The organism is Candidatus Aquicultor sp., from assembly GCF_054640775.1.
On sequence record NZ_JBTSLF010000339.1, the window covers coordinates 1 to 2,575 of the forward strand.

Here is a 2,575-nt window from a genome sequence, read left to right on the forward strand (position 1 = left end):
CTCTTGGTCCATAATTTCCGCTTCAGCGTTGTCGATGAAAGGATCGTGGTACTCGGCATCCCGGAAAGTGTCGGAGAAAGAGAGGCGACCAAAAAAGGATACACCATCCCTTCTGAAGGGTTGGCCATCCTTCTGAAGAATTATTTCCACGACTGTCAAAAACAATCCAGCATGAAAGAATATATACAGGAGGTATTCGACCAGACCGGGGCGACACTCGAACATCTGGCCAGGGAGTTCCATCTGGAGGAAAAGGACCTGAAAGAACTGATGTAAGATAATAGGGAAGAGTTGAAATTTCAATTTTTCCCTTGCCCTTTTCCCTCATCCTGTTTATGATAAATATAGTTGAATCCAGGTGATATTATAGAAACCATGCTCTCATCTTCTGATCCCGCCCTTTCTCCTATTCTTCTTCCTAAAGAAATTTCGATTTGAAAAGGAACCAGAATGACAATTCCTGAATTTTCAGAAAACCAGCCGGGCAAGGAAAAAACCAAATCCGGAAAGATATCGGAAGACGATCAGGAAACGACCCATTTCGGATTTCATAAAATCCCGACCCAGGAAAAAGTCCGTTGGGTGCGCAACCATTTCGATACGGTAGCCCAAAAATACGATCTGATGAATACCATTCTGAGCTTCGGTATTCATTACTTATGGAAACGTACCTCCGTTGATCTTTTAAGATTACAGCCGGGAGACAGTCTCCTGGACATTTGCGGCGGCACCGGCGATCTTTCTATTCTGGCCTTAAAGCGAATGAAAAGGTCAGGAGAGGTAGTCTTAGTCGATATTAATCGGAAGATGATGGAAATCGGGCGCCGAAAATCGACCAATGCCTCATTCAGGAAAAAAATAGGTTATGTGCAGGGAGATGCGGAAGGCCTTCCCTTTGGATCCGGGCAATTTGATGCGGCCATGGTCGGCTTTGGATTCCGAAACCTGACCCATATGGAAGAGGGTTTCAAGGAGATGTATCGGGTCCTCAAACCCGGGGGACGATTTATGTGTCTTGAATTTTCCAACCCCACCAACCCACTGTTCCGCCGGTTATACGATTTTTACTCTTTTCATATTATGCCCCTGCTGGGACTTCTTATTGGCGGATCCCGGCAGGCCTACACCTACCTGCCTGAGTCCATCCGGCTTTTTCCTTCGCCGAAAGAATTGACTCGTCTCCTGGAGGAAATCGGGTTTCGTCAGGTAAACTTTTCCCCCCTGACCAACGGGATTGCTGTGGTGCATTGGGGATGTAAACCGGCCTGATGGGCGATCTTGAAAGTTGTCTCTGGTCCTAATTTTTTCCCTTCCCCTCTTCAGTCACGGGGATTTCCTTTTCGACCGGAAAGCTTAACTGGGCGCCGAACCAGCCCATGACCGAAACCAGGGGAAGCAGGGAAAAAACGAGGATCGAATAAATCCATCGGGCCGATCCCGGAGAAATCAAAATAGCCGGATCCATGACGCGCCAGACCATGGCGATTATTGCTGTGATCAGAAGGATCAGGGAAACCTTTTGCTTGATCCTCACCGGCCTGATGGATATGGCCCGATAATTCAGCCACCAGGTATAATAACCGGTGCCCATAGCTACCGGGGTAAAAAGAAGGCCTGCCCCCAGACAATGCCAGGCCGTGGTTTCAAAACTCCCAATTCCGGTCAGCAAAAAAAGAACCGTAAATAATGGGGCGGCAAACATAAAGACGATAGGAAAGTGGATCGTCATGGGATGGGGATGCCGCCGGAGCATGGGGAAACGTTTTAGCAGAGTGTCCAAAAATTTCGGTATGGGCTTTTCGACCGGTGCCACCTTCTTCATTACCGCCACCTGCGGGTAACGTTCCAAAACCTCCAGGCCATGAGGCGCGGCCTGGATATCAGTCGTAAGATCGTTCCCGGCATGATGCCGGTTCATATGGAGGCCGGTTTTCCACAACTCACTGGCACTCACATCAATAACCCGGCCGCGATGAACGATATAAACCGGATTCCCGTCTTTTCCGTTGAATTTCGGCAGTTCCTTGGGATCGATCTCTTCCATAGAATTTCTCCTTGTAATAATTTCAGATCATGAGGGACAAGCTGATGACTGTGAGCACAGCCAGGGGATAATAGCTGGCTCGATTAAATAAAATGGCTGCTTGAGAGCGGGCCCCGGTCTTGATAAGCCGGTAGCCGGGCAGTAGAAGCAAATAAACCCCCAGGCCCAGGGAAACTGCCATGGGAAGGAACCCCTTCCCCAGGGGAGAAACCCCTATAAGAACTCCACTCAAGACTACGACCAAAAGGAGAGAGGGAAAAATAATAAAATTGGCCCAGGTTGTTCCCAGCACAACGGGAATCGTTTTGGCTTGAACCAACCGATCTTCCTCCATGTCCATCCAGTCGTTGGGGAGATGTTGACCTCCAATTTCCCAAAAAAATACCCAAAGAAAAAGGAGGATCAGGAAGACCGGGGATGGATGGGGATCAACGGCGAAAACCGCGGCTAGACCCCCGACCGTTTTGACTGTTCCGCTGATAAGAGATCGAAACGGACTGGTATCCCAGAGCAGGCAGTAACTTATCTCCA

4 protein-coding genes are annotated in these 2,575 nt (G+C 48.9%); 2 read left to right on the forward strand and 2 right to left on the reverse strand.

The window, feature by feature from the left end:
* Together ACYC56_RS15075 and ubiE are read left to right on the forward strand one after the other, a co-directional pair.
* Nucleotides 1-276: hypothetical protein (locus ACYC56_RS15075; RefSeq protein ID WP_461374990.1), on the forward strand; the 276-nt coding region annotated here is incomplete at its 5' end.
* A 174-nt stretch (nt 277-450) separates the two neighbouring features.
* Nucleotides 451-1,269, forward strand: a complete 819-nt coding sequence (ubiE, locus tag ACYC56_RS15080; RefSeq protein WP_461374991.1) for a bifunctional demethylmenaquinone methyltransferase/2-methoxy-6-polyprenyl-1,4-benzoquinol methylase UbiE — start codon at nt 451-453, stop codon at nt 1,267-1,269.
* A gap of 28 nt (nt 1,270-1,297) precedes the next feature.
* Here the strand turns inward: ubiE and ACYC56_RS15085 are convergent, their stop codons facing one another.
* Together ACYC56_RS15085 and ACYC56_RS15090 are read right to left on the reverse strand one after the other, a co-directional pair.
* Nucleotides 1,298-2,044 (reverse strand): DUF2231 domain-containing protein, encoded by a 747-nt coding sequence (locus ACYC56_RS15085; RefSeq protein ID WP_461374992.1) that lies wholly within the window; start codon nt 2,042-2,044, stop codon nt 1,298-1,300.
* Between the two features lie 22 nt (nt 2,045-2,066).
* On the reverse strand, nt 2,067-2,575 hold a 509-nt coding region (locus ACYC56_RS15090), incomplete at its 5' end, for a UbiA family prenyltransferase (protein ID WP_461374993.1).